The sequence below is a fragment of the Janthinobacterium sp. HH104 genome (assembly GCF_001758715.1).
Classification (GTDB): domain Bacteria; phylum Pseudomonadota; class Gammaproteobacteria; order Burkholderiales; family Burkholderiaceae_D; genus Janthinobacterium; species Janthinobacterium aestuarii.
In genome coordinates this window covers 188,108-210,381 of sequence record NZ_LRIB01000060.1, presented here as the reverse complement: position 1 = coordinate 210,381, position 22,274 = coordinate 188,108, and the positions used below count along the sequence as shown (strand labels likewise).

The following is a 22,274-nucleotide window of genomic DNA, read 5'->3' as shown; positions in this document are numbered from 1 at the left end:
AGTTGTCATCTCCCTTTATCGCATCATTTAATTGTCATTAGGACATTTCATGAACAAGAACCTGTACCGCATCATCTTCAATAAACGCCGTGGCCAACTGATGGTCGTCGCCGAAAATGCCTCGTCGCAAGGCAAGGCGGCCAAGGGCGAAGGCGGCCTGGATAGCGGCGTATTTGAGGGTGATGGCGGTGGCGGGCTAAGTTTAAGTGTGAATGGCCGCTTGCGGCCGCTGGCCTTGGCGATATTTGGCGCGCTGGGCATGGTGGCCTTTGTAGCCGGTCCGGCCATGGGGCAGATCGTGGCCGACCCGAACGCGCCGGGCCGCCAGCGTCCGACGGTGGTGCAAAGCGCCAATGGCGTGACCCAGGTGAATATCCAGACGCCGAGCGCGGCGGGTGTCTCGCGCAATACCTACAGCCAGTTCGACGTGACGGCGAATGGCGCCATCCTCAACAACAGCCGCGGCAATGTGCAGACGCAGACGGGCGGCTGGGTGCAGGGCAACCCGTGGCTGGCGGGCGGCAGCGCGCGCGTCATCCTCAACGAGGTCAACTCGGCAAATCCGAGCCAGTTGCGCGGCTATGTGGAAGTGGCGGGCCAGCGCGCCGAAGTCGTCATCGCCAATCCGGCTGGCGTGGCCATCGATGGCGGCGGTTTTATCAATGCCAGCCGGGTCGTGCTGACGACGGGTACGCCGATGCTCAACGATGGCAGCCTGGACGGCTACATGGTGCAGCGCGGCGTGGTCACGATCAATGGTCGCGGCCTCGATACGTCGCTGAGCGACTATACGGCCATCCTGGCGCGCGCCGCGCAAATCAATGGCGGTATCTGGGCGCAGGAACTGAAAGTGGTGACAGGAACGAATCAGATCGATGCGGCGCATGGCGTGGCGGGCGCAGCGTCTGGCGTAGGTCCTGCACCAGCCTACGCGCTGGACGTGGCGCAGCTGGGCGGCATGTATGCGGGCAAGATTACCTTGATCGGCACGGAAGCGGGCCTGGGCGTACGCAACGCGGGCGTGCTGGCGGCGACGGCGGGCAACCTGGTGCTGCAATCGAACGGCTGGCTGAGCAACAGCGGCAACATCCAGTCCGCCGGCAGCGGCAGCCAGACCAGCATCGCCGTCACGGGCGACGTGGCCAACAGCGGTACCGTGTATGCGGGCGGCGACAGCCAGGTGCAGGCGCAGGGCAATATTGCGAACAGCGGCGTGATCGGCGCGCAGAACAATGTCGGCGTGCAAGCCACGGGCGCCGGATCGCGCATCGATGCCACGGCTGGCTCGGTGCTGGCGGCCGGCTTGAATCTGGACAATACATTGACCGTCAGCGGCAAGCTGAACGTTTCCGCTGGCGACACCATTGCCGTGCACGGCACGGCCGTGGCGGGCGGCGACAGCAGCCTGGCGGCGCGCCAGCTGGACCTTGCTGGGGCGCAGGTTTCGGGCGCGAACGTCAGCCTGGGCGCCAGCGCCGGCGACCTCGACGCCAGCCGCGCCCAGGTCAGTGCCCGCGAACGCCTGCAGCTGGACGCGGCACGCACCGTGCGCAGCGATGCAGCGCAGCTGACGGGCCAGCAGTTGGGGCTGAATGCGCACGACTTGTCGAACGTGGGCGGCCAGATCACGCAACTGGGCACGGGCGATCTTTCACTTCAATTGCCGGGTAGCCTGGACAACACACGCGGCGTCATCGCCACGAATAGCCAGGCCTTGCGCCTGCAGGCCGCCAGCCTGAGCAACCAGGACGGACAGATCCAGCATGCGGGCACGGGTGCGCTGGAGATCGGCGCGGGACAAATCAACTTGCAGCGCGGCAGCATCATCAGCAACGGCGCATTGGCGCTGACGGGAGAGCAGATTGACCACCGCGATGCGCGTACGGTGGCGGGGCAGCTCAGTATCAACGCCGGCACCCTGGACAACCGGGGCGGCAGCCTGGCGCAGAGCGGCCAGGGGGCGACCGGCGTGCAGGTGCGCGGCGTGCTGGACAACCGCGGCGGTGCACTGGAAAGCAATGGCACGATGACGGTACAGGCGGCCGGCGTGCAGAACCAGAAGGGCCGCATCGTGGCCAGCGGCGACCTGGCACTGTCGACAGGCGCGCTGGACAATACGGAGGCGACCCTGGCGGCGGGCGGCAAGCTGCGCCTCGACAGTGGCGACATCGACAATACGCGCGGCCAAATACAGGCGCTGGCGGGCGATGCGGCCTTGACGGTCGCAAAACTGAACAATACGGCCGGCAGCGTGTTTGCTGGTGGCAATCTTGTCACCAAGGCTGGCGAGGTACTGAACAGCGGCAACCTGTATGCGGCCGGCAGCCAGACGCTGCAGGTGAACGGCGCCGTCAGCAACAGCGGCGTGATCGCTGCGCAGGGCGACAACAGCATCGACGCCAGCCGCATCGACAGCGTGGCCGGCAGCTTGCTGGGCGCCGGGGTCCGCGCCGACGGCAGCCTGGCCGGCGGCGGCCAGTTGCAGCTGACGGCCACGCAAGCGATCGCGGCCCATGGCCAGAACTTGGCCGCCGGCAAGACCAGCATGCATGCTGCCGCCATCGACCTGAGCGGCAGCCAGACGGGCGGCGCGGCGATTACCTTGAACGCTACTGCAGGCAATGTCGTCACCGATAACGCGCTGGTGACGACCACCGGCCTGCTGTCCGTGACGGCGGCCGGCAGCGGACAAGCCCTGTCGAACGTGCGCGGTACCTTGAGCGCGGGCCAGCTGGACCTGAATACGGGATCGCTCGACAACCGCAGCGGCACCCTGATTCAGACGGGCAATGGCGACACCACCTTGCAAGGCAGCACCCTGGACAACACGGGCGGACGCATCGCCGTCAACAGCGCCAAGCTGGCGCTGCATGCCGACAAGGTGCTTAACCGCGACGGCAGCATCGAACATGCGGGCACGGGCAGCCTGAGTATTGAGGCGGCGCGCTTCGATGACGAACGCGGCAAGGTGACGGGCAATGGTTTAGTTGATATCCAGGCGGACACGATCGATCACCGCCATGCCATCACCTCCGGGCAGAAAGTAACAGTGCAGGCCGGCCAGCTGGACAATAGCGACGGTACCCTGCAGCAGACGGGACCGGGACAGATGCGTGTGGACGTGGCGCAGACCCTGGACAATACGCGCGGCACCATCGCCGGCAATGGCGGCCTGCAAGTGCAAGCAGGCGTACTGGACAACAGCAAGGGGCGTATCACCTCGGCTGCTTCGGCGGATATCGCCAGCAAGGGGGCGCTGAACAATACGGACGGCGTGATTGCTGCCACGCAGGCGCTGCAGTTGACAGGTATTGGACTCGACAACACGCGTGGCGTATTGCAGGCAGACACCTTGAGTCTGCATGCGGCCAGCTTGCTGAACCAGCAGGGCACGCTCAGCGCCGGCACGGACCTGACGGCGCGCATCAGCACAGACTTGAATAATGCTGGCCTGCTGTATGCGGGCCGTGACCAGCAGCTGACAGTGGGCGGAGTGTTGAACAACAGCGGTTCCATCGCCTCCGTTGGCAACACCCATATTACCGCTGGCAAAGTGACCAGCAGCGGCCTGCTGGGCGCCGGCGTGAAAGCCGATGGCAGTCTGGGTACGGCGGGCGATCTGACTATCAACGCCGATGGGGTCTTGCAAGCGAGCGGCCAGAACCTGGCAGCGGGCAGTGCGGTGCTGGCGGGTGATTCCATTGATTTGTCGGGCAGCCAGACGGGGGCAAGCAACATCGCCATCACCGCGCGCAGCGGCGATGTGCTGACGAACAAAGCCGTCGTCTCGGCCAGCAACGTGCTGGCCATCACGGCCAATGCAAACAACGCCCAGTCGCTGGTGAATACCCAGGGGCAACTGGTGGCAGGACAGCTGCAGCTGAATGTCGCCAACCTGAACAACGCCAGTGGCGACATCGTGCAGACGGGTGCCGGCGATACCGTCATCACCACCGGCAAACTGGACAACACGGCCGGCCGCATCGCCGTCAACAGCAATAATCTTGCCCTGAACGCCACGGTGCTAACGAACATCAATGGCAAGCTGGAACACGCCGGCGCCGGCTTGCTGGCCATCAACGCGGGCCAGTTCAACAACCAGTTCGGCAAGATCACGGGCAATGGCAAGCTCGACATCACGGCAACCACTCTCGATCACCGCAATGCGACGACGGTGGCAAATCAGCTGACCATCAACGCCGGCAGCCTGGATAACCGTGCCGGTAGCCTGGCACAGACGGGTACGGGCCTCATGACGGTGAGCGCCACAGGCCAGCTGGACAACATGGGCGGCAAGATCGAAGGCAACGGTGATGCGCTGGTGAATGCAGACACTTTGCTGAACAGCACGGGCCGCATCGTGGCGGCGCAGGATGCAGTATTGAACGTGGGTAGCCTGGACAACACGGAAGGCACGGTAGCGGCGGGACGTCACCTGAACCTTTCCGGTGGCGATATCGATAATACCAAGGGCCAATTGCAGGCCGTGGCCGGTAATGCCACCCTAAATGTGGCGAACTTGAACAACACCGCAGGCAACGTGTTTGCCGGTGCTAACCTGAACGCGACACTGGCCAGCCTGACCAACACGGGCAGCCTGTATGCTGCCGGCAACCAGACCTTGACCGCCAGTGGCGCCATCGTCAACACGGGCGTGATCGCCGCACAGGGCAACAACAGCATCACGGCAAAGATGTTCGACAGCAGCGCGAGCAGCCTGATCGGCGCCGGCATGCAAGCTGATGGCAAGCTGGGCACAATTGGCGACCTGACGATCAGCACAACACAAACGTTGGCCGCGCATGGCCAAAATCTGGCGGCGGGCAGCGCCAATCTGACAGGTGCAAGCATCGATATCGGCGGCAGCCAGACCAGCGCGGCCAACATTGGCCTGACGGCAACCCAGGGTGACGTCGGCACGAACAAGGCGGTGGTGACGACGCCAGGCACATTGAATGTGACGAGCAGCGCCGCGTTGCACAACACGGACGGTACCTTGCAGGCAGGCCAGCTCGACTTGCATGTGGCCAATCTGGACAACGCAAAAGGTACCATCTTGCAGACGGGCACGGGTGACACGAACATTGTCACCGGCAATCTGGACAATACGGCTGGGCGCATCGCCGTCAACAGCAAAGACTTGAACATCGATGCGGCCATGCTGACGAACCGCGATGGCAAGATCGAACATGCGGGTACGGGCATTTTGTCGGTGCAGGCTGGCGTGGTGGACAACAGCAAGGGCCGTATCACCTCGGCGGCAGCTGCTTCTGTCGTCAGCAAAGATGGGCTGAATAATACCGATGGCGTGATCGCCGCGACTACTGGCCTGCAGGTGGGTAGTACTGCGCTGGACAACACGCGCGGCGTGTTGCAGGCGGACATGTTGCGCATTGATGCGGCAACTTTGCTGAACCAGCAGGGCACGCTCAGCGCCGGCACGGACCTGACGGCGCGCATCAGTGATACGTTGAACAATGCTGGCCTGCTGTATGCGGGCCGCAACCAGCAGCTGACGGTGGGCGGCTTGCTCAACAACACAGGTTCCATCGCTTCCGTCAATAACACGACGATTACCGCTGGCAAAGTGACCAGCAGCGGCTTGCTGGGCGCTGGCGTGAAAGCGGACGGCAACCTGGGCACGGTGGGCGATCTGACCATCAATGCCGATGGTGTGTTGCAGGCCAGTGGCCAGAACCTGGCGGCGGGCACAGCCACGTTGACGGGTGCCAGTGTGGACCTGTCGGGCAGCCAGACGGGGGCAAGCAACATCGCCATTACCGCACGCAGCGGCGATGTGCTGACGAATAAAGCCGTCATCTCGGCGAGCAATGTGCTGGCCATCACCGCCAATGCGACTAACGCCCAGTCGTTGGTGAATACCCAGGGGCAACTGGTGGCCGGCCAGCTGCAGCTGAACGTAGCCAACCTGAACAACGCCAGCGGCGAGATCGTGCAGACAGGTGCCGGGGACACCGTCATCACCACAGGTAAGTTGGACAACACGGCGGGCCGCATCGCCGCCAACAGCGCCAACCTGGCCCTGAACGCCACGGTGTTAACGAACATCAATGGCAAGCTGGAACATGCTGGTGCCGGCATCCTGGCTATCAACGCGGGCCAGTTCAACAACCAGTTCGGCAAGATCACGGGCAATGGCAAGCTCGACATCACTGCTGCGACGCTGGATCATCGCAATGCGACGACGGTGGCAAATCAGCTGACCATCAACGCAGCCAGCCTGGACAACCGCAGCGGCAGCCTGGCCCAGACGGGTACCGGACTGATGACGGTGAGCATCACTGGCCAGCTCGACAACACGGGCGGCAAGATCGAAGGTAACGGCGATGCCCTGATAAAGGCCACCACCTTGCTGAACAACACGGGCCGCATCGTGGCGGCGCAGGATGCCGTATTGAACGTGGGCAACCTGGACAACACGGAAGGTACGGTGGCGGCGGGCCGTCACCTGAACCTTTCCGGTGGCGATATCGACAATACCAAGGGCCAGCTGCAAGCTGTGGCGGGCAACGCCACCTTGAATGTGGCGCACCTGAACAATGCGGCAGGCAGCGTGTTTGCCGGTGCGAATCTGAACACCACGCTCGATACCTTGAGCAATACCGGCAGTCTGTATGCGGCTGGCAATCAGACCCTGAACGCCAGCGGCGCCATCGTGAACACGGGCGTGATCGCGGCACAAGGCAACAACAACATCACGGCGAAGTCCATCGACAGCAGCGCGAGCAGCTTGATCGGCGCCGGCATCCAGGCCGATGGCAAGCTGGGCACGTCGGGTGAATTGACGATCAGCACTGCGCAAAACCTCGCCGCGCATGGCCAGATTCTGGCGGCAGGCAATGCCAACCTGAGCGGCGCCACGCTCGATATCAGCGGCAGCCAGACTGGCGCCGCCAACATCGGGCTGACGGCGACACAGGGCGATGTCAACGCTAGCAAGGCGGCAGTCACGACGCCCGGCACATTGAACATCACTAGCAACGCCACCTTGCACAACACGGAAGGCACCTTGCAGGCAGGTCAACTCGACCTGCACGTGGCAAACCTCGACAACGCCAAAGGCGTCGTGTTGCAAACGGGTACGGGCGACACGACTATCGTTACCGGCAATCTGGACAACACCGCCGGACGCATCGCCGTCAACAGCAAGGACCTGAACATCGATGCCGTCACGGTCACGAACCAGGATGGCAAGATCGAGCATGCGGGCACAGGCATCTTGAATCTGCAAGCAGGCGTGCTGGATAACAGCAAGGGCCGCATCACGTCCGCTGCCTCGGCGGATATTGCCAGCAAAGGCGTGCTGAATAATACGGACGGCGTGATTGCCGCGACTGCCGACTTGCATGTCGGTGGTGTGAATATCGACAACACGCGCGGCGTGTTGCAGGCGGACAATTTACGTCTGGATGCCGCTAAATTGCTGAACCAGCAGGGCACGGTCAGCGCCGGCACGGACCTGACGGCGAAAGTGAGCGGCGATCTGAACAACGCTGGCCTGCTGTACGCGGGGCGCAACCAGCAACTGACGGTGGGCGGCTTGCTGAACAACACAGGTTCCATTGCCTCCGTTGGCAACACCCATATTACCGCTGGCAAAGTGACCAGCAGCGGCTTGCTGGGCGCCGGCGTGAAAGCGGACGGCAGCCTGGGGACGGCGGGCGATCTCACCATCAACGCCGATGGTGTGCTGCAGGCCAGTGGCCAGAATCTGGCAGCAAGTACGGCCACGTTGACGGGTGCCAGTATGGACCTGTCTGGCAGCCAGACGGGCGCGGCAAACATCGCCATCACGGCAAATACTGATGATGTCGTGACGAACAAGGCCGTGATTTCCGCCAGCAATGTGCTGGCCATTACGGCCAATGCGACTAACGCCCAGTCGTTGGTGAACAGCCAGGGCCAGCTGGTGGCAGGACAGCTGCAGCTGAACGCCGCCAACCTGAACAACGCCAGCGGCGAGATCGTGCAGACGGGCACGGGCGATACCGTCATCACTACAGGTGAGTTGGACAACACGGCCGGCCGCATCGCCGTCAACAGCAATAATCTTGCCCTGAACGCCACGGTGTTAACGAACATCAATGGCAAGCTGGAACATGCTGGTGCCGATGTGCTGGCCATCAACGCGGGTCAATTCAACAACCAGTTCGGCAAGATCACGGGCAATGGCAAGCTGGATATGATGGCTGCCACTCTGGATCATCGCAATGCAACGACGGTGGCGAATCAGCTAACTATCAACGCAGGCAGCCTGGACAACCGCAGCGGCAGCCTGGCCCAGACGGGTACGGGCCTCATGACGGTGAGCACTACGGGCCAGCTCGACAACACGGGCGGCAAGATCGAAGGCAACGGCGATGCGCTGATAAAAGCTAACTCCTTGCTGAACAACACGGGACGCATCGTGGCGGCGCAGGATGCCGAGTTGAACGTCGGTACCTTGGACAACACGGAAGGTACGGTAGCGGCGGGCCGTCACCTGAACCTTTCCGGTGGCGATATCGACAATACCAAGGGCCAGCTGCAGGCCGTGGCGGGCAACGCCACCTTGAACGTAGCGAGCCTGAACAATGCGGCAGGCAGCGTGTTTTCTGGCGCCAACCTGAACACCACGCTCGACACCGTGAATAACACGGGCAGCCTGTATGCGGCAGGGAATCAATCCTTGACCGCAACAGGTGCCATCACGAACACGGGCGTCATTGCGGCACAGGGTAACAACAACCTTACGGCAAAGTCTATCGACAGCAGCGCGAGCAGCTTGATCGGCGCCGGTATCCAGGCCGATGGCAAGCTGGGCACGTCGGGTGACTTGACGATCAGCACTGCGCAGAACCTCGCCGCGCATGGCCAGATTCTCGCCGCAGGTAGTGCCAATCTGACCGGCGCCACGCTCGATATCACCGGCAGCCAGGCCAGCGGTGCCAACGTCGGCCTGACGGCCACCCAAGGTGACGTCAGTACGAACAAGGCGGTCGTGACGACCTCGGGTACGTTGAGTGTGGCGACCAAAGCCACCTTGCATAATACGGAAGGGACATTGCAGGCAGGCCAGCTCGACCTGCACGTGGCAAACTTGGACAACGCCAAAGGCGTCGTGTTGCAAACGGGCACGGGTAATACGGTCATCCAGACCGGCAGTCTGGACAATACGGCCGGCCGCATCGCCGTCAACAGCGCAAACTTGAACATCGATGCCGTCAGCGTCACGAACAAGGACGGCAAGATTGAGCATGCGGGCACGGGCATCTTGAATCTGCAAGCAGGTGTGCTGGATAACCGCAAGGGCCGCATCACGTCCGCAGCCTCGGCGGATATTGTCAGCAAAGGCGTGCTGAATAATACGGACGGCGTGATTGCCGCGACTGCCGACTTGCATGTCGGTGGCGTGCATGTCGACAACACGCGCGGCATATTGCAGGCGGACACCTTGCGTCTGGATACGGCCAGCTTGCTGAACCAGCAGGGCACGGTCAGCGCCGGCACGGACCTGACGGCGAAAGTGAGCGGCGATCTGAACAACGCAGGCCTGCTGTATGCGGGCCGCAACCAGCAACTGACGGTGGGCGGCTTGCTCAACAACACAGGTTCTATCGCTTCCGTCAATAACACGACGATTACCGCTGGCAAAGTGATCAGCAGCGGTCTGCTGGGCGCCGGCGTGAAAGCGGATGGCAGCCTTGGGACGGTGGGCGATCTGATCATCAATGCCGATGGTGTGTTGCAGGCCAGTGGCCAGAATCTGGCAGCGGGCACAGCCACGCTGACGGGTGCCAATGTGGACCTGTCGGGCAGCCAGACGGGGGCAAGCAACATCGCCATTACCGCGCGCAGCGGCGATGTGCTGACGAACAAAGCCGTCATCTCGGCCAGCAACGTGCTGGCCATCACGGCCAATGCGGCCAACGCCCAGTCACTGGTGAACAACCAAGGTCAACTGGTGGCAGGTCAGTTGCAACTGAACGTGGCCAGCCTGAACAACGCCAGCGGCGACATCGTGCAGACGGGTGCCGGCGATACCGTCATTACCACAGGCAAGCTCGACAACACGGCCGGCCGCATCGCCGCCAACAGCGCTAACCTGGCCCTGAACGCCACGGTGTTAACGAACATCAATGGCAAGCTGGAACATGCTGGTGCCGGCGTGTTGGCCATCAATGCGGGCCAGTTCAACAACCAGTTCGGCAAGATCACGGGCAATGGCAAGCTCGACATTACCGCTGCGACTCTCGATCACCGCAATGCGACGACGGTGGCAAATCAGCTGACCATCAACGCCGGCAGCCTGGACAACCGTGCCGGTAGCCTGGCACAGACGGGCACGGGCCTCATGACGGTGAGCACCACGGGCCAGCTCGACAACACGGGCGGCAAGATCGAAGGCAATGGCGATGCGCTGATAAAAGCTAACTCCTTGCTGAACAACACGGGCCGCGTCGTGGCGGCGCAGGATGCGGTATTGAACGTGGGCAGCCTGGACAACACGGAAGGCACGGTAGCGGCAGGGCGTCATCTGCAACTGTCCGGTGGCGATATCGATAATACCAAGGGCCAATTGCAGGCCGTGGCCGGTAATGCCACCCTAAATGTGGCGAACTTGAACAACACCGCAGGCAACGTGTTTGCCGGTGCCAACCTGAACGCGACACTGTCCAGTCTGGACAATACGGGCAGCCTGTATGCGGCAGGGAATCAATCCTTGACCGCAACAGGTGCCATCACGAACACGGGCGTCATCGCGGCGCAGGGCAATATCAGCATCACGGCAAAGACCCTCGACAGCAGCGCAAGCAGCTTGATCGGCGCGGGTGTTCAGGCCGATGGCAAGCTAGGCACGGCTGGTGACTTGACGATCACTACCGCGCAAACGCTGGTCGCACATGGCCAGACTCTGGCGGCAGGCGGCGCCAATTTGACTGGCGCCAGCGTTGATATCAGCGGTAGCCAGACCGGCGCCGCCAACATCGGCCTGACGGCAACACAGGGCGATGTGAGTACCAATAAAGCCGTAGTCAGCACGCCTGGCGCCTTGACGATCCATGCGCAAGCCACCTTGCGCAATACGGAAGGACAACTCAGCGCCGGCCAGCTCGATCTGCACGTAGGTAACCTGGACAACACCAAAGGCACCGTTATCCAGACGGGCACGGGCGACACTGTCATCCAAACGGGCAAGCTGGACAACAGCGCCGGGCGTATCGCTGTCAATAGTAATAATTTGACTCTGGACGCGGCCACCTTGACGAATGCAGGCGGCAAGATCGAGCATGCCGGTACCGGCACCTTGGCCATCACGGCAGCCACCTTGCAGGGCGCCAGCGGCAGCATCATCGGCAATGGCGCCGTCAATCTCAAGGCTGGCTTGCTGGATCACGCCAACGCTACCACTACGGGGCGCACCTTGAGCGTGCAGGCAGAAAGCCTGAGCAACCGGGGCGGCCATTTGCTGCAGACGGGCGCGGGCGGCGTGACGGTCGCCGTCACGGGTCTGCTGGACAATACGAATGGAGAAATCGCCGGCAATGGCGTGCTGTCGGTACAGACCGGCAACCTGGACAACACCAAGGGCAAGATTACCTCGGCCATGTCCGCCAACATCGTCAGCACTGGCGCACTCGTCAATACCGACGGCGTGATCGCGTCGGCAACCGATTTGCACCTGGGCGGCGCCATCGACAATACGCGCGGCTTGCTGCAGGCGGGTACTGGCGCTCTCAGCCTGGATGCGGCCAGTCTGCGCAATGCGCAAGGTACGGTCAGCGCGGGCATGGATATCACGGCCAAGGTCAGCGGTGACGTGCTCAACGCAGGCGTGCTGTACGCAGGACGCAACCAGACCTTGGACATCGGTGGCTTGCTGAGCAATACAGGCTCCCTGGCCGCCCTGGGCAATACGGCGATCACGGCGGGTAGCCTGAGCGGTAACGGTTTGCTGGCGGCAGGCATGCGCGCCGATGGCAGCTTTGCCTCGGCTGGTGACCTGGCGGTGACGGCCCGTGGCGTCTTGCAAGCCGGTGGCCAGAACATGGCGGCCGGCCAGTTGCAGCTGACGGGCGCGTCGGTCGACATGGGCGGCAGCCAGAGCAGCGCGGCCAATATCGGCTTGACGGCCTTGACGGGCAATGTGACGACCAGCAAGGCGGTGGTGTCTGCCAATGGCCTATTGAGCATCACGGCGAATGCCGCCAATGGCCAGGCACTGGTCAACCAGGGCGGCAGCCTGAGCGCTGGGCAGCTGGCCTTGCGGGTGGCCAACCTGGACAACACCAAGGGGACCTTGATCCAGACGGGCGCTGGCGACACGGTCATCGAGACGGGCAAGCTGGATAATACGGGCGGGCGCATCGCCGTCAACAGCGCCAATCTGCGTCTGCAGGCGGGCGACCTGACGAATGTGGATGGCAAGATCGAACACGCGGGCAAGGGTGTGCTGGACATTCGCGCCACGAATCTGTACGGCCAACGGGGCCAGCTCACGGGCAATGGTGCATTGGGTGTGGCGGCCAATTACATCGATCACCGCAACGCCAGCCTGTTGGCGCAGCAAGTGGGCGTCACCGCCGGCATCCTCGACAACCGCCAGGGACAGATCACGCAGCTGGGCACGAGTGCGGCAACTGTACTGGCCAGCACGCGCCTGGACAATAGCGGGGGCAAGATCGAGGCGAATGGCAATGTGCGCGTGGAAACGGGCGAGTTGCTCAACGATCACGGCCGTATTGCGTCCGCGCAGGACGTCAATGTTGCGGCGACGGGCAAGCTGGACAATACCAGCGGCGTGATCATTGCCGGGCGCGACCTGACGCTGGCTGGCGGCAAGGTGGACAATACGCTGGGACAATTGCAGGCAGCGGGCGGCAATGCGCAATTGAGCATGGACGAGCTGCTCAATGCGCAGGGCAGCATCGTTGCCAGCGGCAATCTGACGACGACGGCGGGCAGCGTGCGCAACAGCGGCAGTCTGTTTGCCGGCGGCGAGCAAGTGCTGAAGGTGAGCGGCGCGCTGGAGAACACCGGCGTGATCCTGGCACAGGGCAACAACACCATCAGCGCCAATACCGTCAACAGCGGCGCGTCCAGCCTGATCGGCGCGGGCGTGAAAGCCGACGGCAGCTTGCAGACGAGCGGCAACTTGCAGATCACGACGCAACAGGCGCTGGGTGCCCATGGCCAGGTGCTGGCGGCAGGCAATGCCGTCCTGGGCGGTGGCAGCGTCGACCTTGGCGGCAGCCGCAGCAGTGCCGGCAATATCAATCTAACGGCGACAATAGGCGACGTCAGCACCAGCGGTGCCGTGGTCACCACGCCGGGCGCCTTGACGATCACGGCCGGTGCGAATAGCCAGGCCTGGAACAACCAGCGCGGCGATATCAGCGCTGGCCAGCTGGCCGTTGGCGTGGGCAACCTGAACAACCAGCAAGGCAGCATCGTGCAGACGGGTACCGGCAATACGGTCATCGAGCTGACATCGCCAGCGGGCGTGCTGGACAACACGGGCGGGCGCATCGCCGTCAACAGCGCCAACCTGGGCCTGAAAGCAGGCATCCTGACGAATACGGATGGCAAGATCGAGCACGCGGGCAGCGGTACCTTGAACTTACAGGCCACGCAGTTGAACGACCTGCGCGGACAGATCACGGGCAATGGCGCCCTGGTCGTCACAGCCGGCACCATCGACCACCGCAACGCCAGCACCATCGCGCAGCAAGTGAGCGTGACGGGTAGTACCCTGGACAATGCGGGTGGCAACCTGACGCAGCTGGGTAAAGGTGATACCAGCATTCAATTGACGACCAGCCTGGACAATCGTGGTGGCACGATCGCCAGCAATGGCAACACCAATATCGTTGCCCCGAGCCTGAACAACCAGGGCGGCAAGCTGCAGGCGGCCGGCACGGCCAATCTGACGGTGACGGCGAACAACGTGCTGGACAATAGTCATGGCGGCGCCATCGCTGGCGGCGGCAATGTCGTGCTGGGTGCTGGCAGCCTGCTGAACCAGGGCGGCAGCGCCACGGCGGGTGGGCAGCTGACGGCAAATGTGGCGCAGGCCTTGAACAATGCGGGCGGCTTGCTGGCCGCCACGGGCAATATGACCGTGAACGCGGCCAGCGTCGACAACAGCGCGGGCGGCAAGCTGGCCTCGGTGCAAGGCCAGTTGCAGGTTACCTCTACGGGCGCCACCGTCAACAGTGGCGGCACCATGCAAGCGGGTGGCGACATCATCCTGGGCAATAGCGGCCTGTGGAACGGGCAGGGCACCATTGCCGGCGCGAACGTCACGCTCGACACGCGTGGCCAAGTCTTCAACAACACGCAAGGCACCTTGGCGGGCACGGGAACCGTCAACTTGCAGACGGGTATCCTGGACAACGATGGCGGCCTGCTGCAGTCGGGCGGCGCTATGGCCATCGACACGCACGGCAATGCCTTACTCAACACCAATGCGGGTGCGTATGCCGTACGCCATCCTGGCAGTGCCGGCGGCATCAGCAGTGGCGCCGGCCTCAACCTGCAAACGGGCAGCTGGAACAATACGAGCGGCTACCTGGGTGCCGCTGGCAACATCACGGGCAGCGTGGGCCCGCTGGATAACCGTGGCGGCCAGATCGTCGGCAAGTCGGCGCTGGATTTGACCTTGAGTGGCTTACAGAACCAGGGCGGACAAATCCAGGTGCTGGGCAATATCGGCCTGAACGCCGGTGGCGGCAGCGTTAACAACCAGCAAGGCTTGATCCGTTCCGGCGCGGCCGTCACGCTGACGGGCGCCACGATCGACAATGGCAATACATTGGCTATCGGCCAAGGCATCGAAGGCATCCATGTGACCCTGAACAGTGTCAACGTCAGCAATGTGCAGGGCGCGGTGCGCGCCGATGGCAACCTGGCGATCAATAGCGCTGGCAGCATCAACAATACCCTGGGCATGCTCAGCGCCGGTGGCGCGCTGGCGTTGCAGGACACCGGCTCCGGCCGTGGACTGGCCGTGACCAATACGGGCGGCACCATCATCGGCGGCCAGCGTACCGACATCCGCGCAGGCAGCCTGAGCGGCGACGGCAAGGTACTGTCGCAGAAAGACATGGCGCTGGACCTGGCCGGCAACTTTACGCTGAACGCGGGCGCCGAAATCATGGCCAACGGCAATGCGGATATCGCCATCGGCGGATTGCTGACCAATGCAGGGAAAATCCAGGCGCGCAGCACCCTGACCCTGGGCGTGGCCAATTTCGATAATACGAGCACGGGCGACATCAACGCGGGCACGACGCGCGTCAACGTCGGCGGTCTGCTGAACAACCGTGGCGTGATCGACGGCATCAACACGGAACTGAACGTCGGCACATTGAACAACATGGGCACGGGCCGCATCTACGGTGATCATCTGAGCATAGCCGGCGGCACCGTCAACAACGACGTGGAGGGCGGGATTGCAGCCACCATCGCGGCGCGCACCCGCCTCGACATTGGCGTGACGACACTCAACAACCGCGAACATGGCCTGATTTTCAGCGGAGGCGACATGGCCATCGGCGGCTATCTGGACGGCAACCGCATCGCCACAGGCTGGGCGGGATCGGTGACGAATGCCAGCGCGACGATCGAGGCGCTGGGGAATCTGGATCTGGCAGCGAGTCAGTTCCGAAATTTAAATACGCATTTCAGAATTGAGACAGTCGATAGTGGCACTGAAACCGTCACCGAATATGAGGTAGACGGCCAGAGGTATTTAAAAGGTAGTCCTGGAGTGGCAGAGGCGGTATCGATAGGTGGTGGTGCTGACCTATATCATTTAGGGATACCTGCAAGTGGGAAATACCCTAAAAGAGCTGTTGAAAGATATTTGGTCTATCAGATTACCCGTAGCTCACGCAAGGAGTCCGTTGTCGATTCTGATCCGGGTAAGTTGGTTTCAGGTGGAAATCTGACCATACATTCGAGTGATGCGCTCAATCAGCAAAGCCACGTGATAGCTGGCCGCACGTTGACCGTTCTTGGCACAACCTTAGTCAACCCGGTGATTGAATTACACAGCTACAGCAAGGAAACTGGAACGGTAACAGCTGTCGCTCCACGTTTGCGCGCACCTTCGGATCCGGTAGTTCATTCCGGAGGAATTTATGGAAAAAGTCAAGCCTATGCTCCGGTTGAGACCAGCAATAAAATACGCGTCAACGAAGAATACCAACGCGTAACATACGCGTTGCCATCTGGACAGCCTGCCAATGCTGTAACTGGTGCGACCAGCGCACCAGGGGGCGCCTATGCAAATGTGGCGCAGACCGCCGTGAACAAGACGGCAGGTGCTGTTTCCGGAGTAGATTCCGCTGCTGGAAAGGGTGTTGCCACTGCCAGCGGAAGCGGCGCGCTGACCGGTGCCACAGGTATTGGAAATGCCGGTCAAGCAGCCAGTGCCGGCACCGCCAGTGGCACAGCAGTAGCTGGTGCCGCTGCCGTAGGAGGCAAAGCATCGGCTTCCAGTGTTGATGCAGGCAAGGTTTCCTTGGGAGTGGACAGCAAGAGTGCTATGGCAGTTGCTGGGGCGGCAGTGCAGGATGGTAGTGGCCGTATCGGGAATGCCGGAAAAACAGCAACTCATGGTGATGTAGTCCACGGTGCTGCTGGACACATCAGCGGCACAGGTGCTGCTAGTACTGTTGACCCAGCCTTGCTGGCCAGCAACGCCCAAGATGGTCCCGCAATGGTGGGTGGCGACCAAGGATTGCAAGGGAGCGGCCTCCTCGGGCCAGCTGGCCGGGCCTCCGCCTATGGCAAAGTGCAAAATGCTGCCGCGACAGCTGTCAATGCTGGAACCAGTGACGGAACGGTCGATCCTGCTTTATTGTTGACGAGTGCGCATGGTGGTCAGTCAATGGTGGACGGGGCCGAAGGTTTGGCGCGCAGCGAGCGCCTTGGCAATGTGGGGCAAGCGGCGGTACACGATGGTGTGCATGGTGAAAGTGTCATCGTGAGAGGAACCCCTGTCGGCGCTGTAGTTGATGCAAGCTCTTTGGCCATCAATTCGAAAGGCGAGTCTGCCGTGGTGGGGGGGCGCGGTGGCCTGCAAGCGAGTGACCGCACTGGTAACGCTGGCCAGCTTGCCAATCTTGGTGCCGTAGCAGAAGTGCTCGTTACCGGTGCCAGTGGCCCGGAAGCAATGACACAAGCCAGCATGGCAGCGGCAACTGCTGCTTCCGTGTCGAACAATTCAGGTACTGCAGCAAGAGCGAGTGCGGCGAACGGGCCTTTGCAGGCGCGTGTACGCGAGATTGCGCAAATCGCGCTGAGCAATCCATCCGGCAGAGCGCAGGTAGTGCGTACCTTATCTCCGCCAATGCAATTGCCAAGCGCCAGTCTGTTCAAGACTAGTACTGGGCCTTTAGCACGTTATCTTGTCGAAACCGATCCACGCTTTGCCAATTACCGTGAATGGACTGGATCGGACTACCTGACCAACCTGGTTCAGCTTGATCCTGGTGTGACGCAAAAGCGCCTTGGCGATGGCTTTTATGAGCAGCGTCTTGTGCGCGAGCAAATAGCTGAACTGACGGGACAGCGATTTGTGGGTGACTACAGTAGTGATGATCAGCAGTATCGCGGTTTGATGGATGCCGGGGCTGCCTATGCCAAGACGTGGGATCTGCGCCCTGGCGTAGCCTTGACTCCAGCGCAGATGGCTGCATTGACCAGTGATATCGTTTGGCTGGTAGAGCGGGAAGTCGCTTTGGCCGACGGTTCCACGCAAAAAGTGCTAGTGCCGCAAGTATATGTACGCCTACGCGCAGACGATCTTGATGGCTCTGGCAGCCTACTTTCAGGCAAAGATATTGATATCAGTCTATCTGGCGACTTGGTAAATGGAGGCACCATTGCTGGCCGCGAAGTTGTCAAGCTGAATGCTGAAAATGTGGAAAACATGCAGGGCCGTATTCAGGGTGATGCGGTTGCAGTCGCCGCAAAAAAAGATCTGAATAATGTTGGCGCTACAATTTCTGCCAATAGCGAACTGTTGGTCTCTGCTGGCCGAGATATCAATATAGTCAGTACTACGACTGACTTTTCATCCAAGTATGCCTATACGACATCTACATCGACAGTTCTGGAGCGAGTGGCTGGTTTGTATGTGACGGGAGGAGAAAGCGGTAACGGCACGTTGATTGTTGCGGCTGGACGTGACGTGAACGTAATCGGGGGCGTTGTTGCAAATACGAGTAGCAGCGGCGACACATATTTGTCTGCTGAGCGCGACATCCAGCTCGGCGTCGTTGAGGTGGGTAGTAGCAAGCATACTTATTACAATGCCGAGAATTATGTAAAGACAAGCAATATTACTGATATTGGCAGCCAAGTATTGGGAATGGGGAATATCACACTGCAGGCGGGGAATAATCTGACGGCTACAGCTTCCGATATACAAGCAGGAAAAGGCTTGTCACTGGCTGCGAGCAATAATATTAGTTTGATTAATGGCCTCTCCACAGACATTTATGATTCTGCCAGTAAGGTCAAGTCGAGAGGCGCATTCTCCAGCAAAACGACGACCACGCGCGATCTCGTACAGACCAGCACGGCGCTGGGGACTTCATTGACGGGCAATACAGTCGATATCGTCGCCGGGCATGACCTGAAGGTAGCGGGTTCATCGGTACTTGCGCACGAGGCCGCCAATTTAATGGCGAAAAACGATATCAGCATCGAGTCCGTCGGACTGGACGGCAAGGAGATTCACTCCAAGCAAGTCAAGAAGAGCGGCACCTTTGGCCTGAGCAAGTCGCTGACCAGCCAGGCCGACGATGGCCGCACCGTTACCCAAGCGGGAAGTGCCGTCAGTGGCGGCAGTGTGACGATGGTGGGTGGACGCGATGTCGCCATCAAGGGCAGTACGGTGGTGGCCGATGGCAATATTGACTTGACCGCCTTGCGCAACCTGAGCATTGTCAGTGCCGAGAATGACAAAGACACGACGTCGAGCAGCTTTAGCAAGAAATCTGGCTTTATCGGCAGCATCAACCAGCCAGCTTTTGGTACGGTAAAGACCACCAGCGATGGCAAGTACACGGGCGTGGCGCAAGTGGGCAGCCAGATTGCCAGCCTGGGCGGCAATGTGTCGCTGCGCGCGGGCGAGACGTATACGCAGACGGCCAGCGAAGTGCTGGCGACCGGCGCGGGTACAAATGGCGGCCTGCCTGGCGATATCAGCATCGTCGGCAAGAATGTGTTGATCAAGGAGGCGTACAACAGCAATGCCAGCGAGCAGCACACGACCTTCAGCAAGGTGGCCCTTGGCGGTACGGTCAACGTGCCGATTGTCGACGCCGTGAAAAGCATTGGCAGTCTGGCGAAGGCAGCCGAACAGACGAAGGACTCGCGCATGCAGGCCCTGGCTGCGGTGACTTTGGCATCGAAGGCCACAGATCTGGCTGGCTTGGCTTCGAAGGGATTGACCAGCAATGGCATCAAGATCAGCGTCAGCCTGGGCAGCAGCAAGAGCGAAAGCGAGATGCACCAGAGTAGCAGCACGGTGGTTGGCAGCGCGGTCAATGCAACCGGTAATGTCAGCATCGTTGCGACTGGGGCAGGGGCGGGCAGTGATTTGACAGTGGCTGGCAGCAAGATCGGGGCTGGCGGCAATCTCACTTTGTTTGCCGACGACAAGATCAACTTGCTTGCGGCGCAAAACACGGCGACGCAAACGAGCAAGAACAGCAGCAGCGGTTCCAGCATCGGCGTCGGCTATACCTTTGGCGGCACGCAAAACGGTTTCAGCCTCGATATTGCCGCAAACAAGGCACGCGGCAAGGCCGATGGCACGGACAGTTACTACACCAACACCTATGTGACGGCAGGCAAGACGGCGACCATCATCAGTGGTGGCGACACGACCTTGCAAGGCGCGATTTTGGCGGCAGACACGGTCAAGGGCGCCATCGGCGGCAACCTGAACATTGTCAGCTTGCAGGATACAAGCACCTACGCCAGCAAGAGCAGCAGCGCGGGCTTCAACATGAGCTTGTGTATTCCTCCGTTCTGCTATGGCGCCAGCAGTGTCGGCGGCAGTGTCTCGAAGAGCAAGGCCAAAGGTGACTTTGCCAGCGTTACGGAACAAAGCGGCATCAAGGCGGGCGACGGTGGCTTCCAGATCAACGTTACTGGCAACACCGATCTGCAGGCTGGCGTGATTGCCAGCAGCGGCAAAGCGGTCACAGATGGCAAGAACTCGCTGATCACGGGCACCTTGACGACGAGCGAACTGCAAAACAAGGATGAGCATTCGGCTAGCGGGTTCAGCTTGAGCGGATCCGTCAGCGGCAAGATGGGCGATCAGAGCACAGCCAAAACGACCGAAAGCAAGGACGCAGCGAAGATGAAGTCCAATCCGGGAGGCTCGGCCGGTATCGGTAGCGTATCGGGCAGCCAGAGCAGCACGACGGGTTCGGGCATCAGCGGCGGCACTATTCTTATCACGGATGCAGAGAAACAACAGGCGCTGACGGGCAAGACGGCGACGAAAATGCTGGCTGAACTGAACCGCGATGTCAGCAGCGAGAAAGATAGCAGCGGTGCCTTGAGCAAGGCATGGGACGGCAAGAAGCTGGAGAAGGAAACGCAGGCGCAGATGGCGATCACGGCGGCGTTCGGTTCAATGGCTGCGAAGGAGATCGGGGATTACGCAGACAAGAAAATGAAAGATGCCAGGGATGTGGGCGATCTGGCGGAGGCCGCGAAATGGGAGGAAGGCGGGGTGTATCGTGTTGCTGCGCATACGGCGGCCGGTGCACTTGCCGGAGGTGTCGGTGGCGCGCTTGGCTCCGGGGCCAGCGCCGCTGCCATGCCCAAGATCGGTGAGATGATCGACGGTATGGATCTGCCTGAGCCCGTCAAGCAGGCCTTGGGCGCAGCAGCAGCCACGTCGATTGGCGTTGCTGCGGGAGGAGGGGCCGGTGCGGCGACAGCATTTAATACCGATGTCAATAACCGGATGCTGCATCCGGGTGATCGCCAGAAAGCAAAGGCCTTAGCTGAGTTAAGCAAGGGTAAATATACCGAAAAGCAAATATTGGACGCTATGCGCTATTCGGGGTTGCGTGACGAGGCAGGCAATATTGTTGTTGCTGAAAATACACAGGAAACCTTCGTTAGGAACGTCGATATCAAAACGGGCAAGACGATACAAGAGATCTTAAAAGCTGACAATACAATGCCTGTGGTGTCTATTCCTGGCGACCAAATCACTTTACTCGAGAAAGCGCCTACCCGGCCAAGTAACGATTTGATGACTTTTACTCAAGAGAACACGGGAGGAAGTACCAGTGCTTACTTGTTTACCAAGGCGCCGACCTATACCAATACTCCATCGCCTGTCTCTACTGCACGGTGTGTGACTGCCGAATGTGCGGCTGGCGTCTTGCCGTCGAAACCCAACGCTGGACGCGATACTCAATTAGCAGGGGCGTTGCAGGCAACTGGAGGGACACTGCAAGCGGGAGTTGGTGGCACTATGGTTTATGGTGGGCTGTCTACCTGTATTCCTAGTTTGGGCGTAGGATGTGGAGTGGCCGCAGTCGGTCTTTATTTGGGACTTTCCGGTGTTGATACTGCCGTTTCTGGTGGTATAAGCGTCTATGATAAGAAGGTGCACCCGACCGTCGGCGGGTCGCTTATCCAGATGACAGGACTCTCGCCGGAGACGTCCGAGCTAATATATGCTGGCACTCAAATTGGCGCTGGATTTTCTGCCCCCCGTTTGCTACAAACTACTAATGTGAGCAATTTGGCGACGAAGGCAGGTGCGACGGCGCAGGTGGGTGAGGTTGCTGGGGCAAATAGCACTGCGGCAATCGAGAATGCGGCTGCGACGAGAAAATCAGGATTTATTTTCCGTGGTGATGATCGTGCACCTGCCTTAGTTTTTAATGAAGGATTCCAACCGCAGGGCACTAACATGGATATCTTAAACCATGCCACTTCCAACAGAAACAGCGCATATGTTTCAACTTCAATATCACCGAACGTTGCACGCGCTGCTCCCGGGGTGGAAGAAGGTGGGTTTGTTTATACTATGAGAGGTCAGCCTAATGGGGTAGATGTAAATGCGACGTTGGGAACCCGTAGTCCATTCCGTAATGAGCTTGAAATTGCTGTTCCAGGGGGCATAAAATCATCGGATATTATGGGCGCGCGGGGGTTAAGTCCGAGTGGAAAATTTGTTGGGCCATTCATAAAGAATCCAGAATATATGCCTTAAGAGA

The 22,274-nt window shown here is 60.7% G+C and carries 1 protein-coding gene; it reads left to right on the top strand.

The genetic code is table 11. The features are described 5' to 3' along the window. Positions 1-49 precede the first annotated feature (49 nt). Positions 50-22,270, top strand: coding sequence for a filamentous hemagglutinin N-terminal domain-containing protein (locus JAB6_RS29180; protein ID WP_070306021.1), 22,221 nt, complete (start codon positions 50-52; stop codon positions 22,268-22,270). The last annotated feature ends 4 nt before the right edge of the window (positions 22,271-22,274 follow it).